At 41.7% G+C, this 324-nt stretch carries 1 protein-coding gene; it reads right to left on the reverse strand.

Annotation, left to right across the window (positions count from 1 at the left end):
- Positions 1 to 2: 2 nt before the first annotated feature.
- A partial coding sequence (locus C1E99_RS14830) for a hypothetical protein (RefSeq protein WP_105207792.1) occupies positions 3 to 324 on the reverse strand: 322 nt, incomplete at its 5' end.

The raw sequence follows: 324 nt of genomic DNA on the forward strand, positions 1-324 counted from the left end.
TGTCATGATCCACCTCCTGAAGATGGTGTTGACTTCTTCATCTCACTCTGAATATACCTCACCGCCTCTTCTGGATGTTCTCGGATAAACCGCTTATCATCCGAACTGGTTGAAGGGCTGTTTAAAAACTGGTTGGTGATATGCACAGCCAAGGCTCTATCCATGTCCACCATTTTCTGATGAGTCGTTTCTACATGACGATAGAGAACTTCTGAAAGTGTCTTAAGTTCTTGAGCTTTCAACACATAGCGATAGAAACCATCATTTTTCCCAGTTGTATAAATCGTATGGAAGGAACCTTGGCTGGAAAAATTAGGAATTGTT

The organism is Streptococcus suis (assembly GCF_002964045.1).
Taxonomy (GTDB): Bacteria; Bacillota; Bacilli; order Lactobacillales; family Streptococcaceae; genus Streptococcus; species Streptococcus suis_U.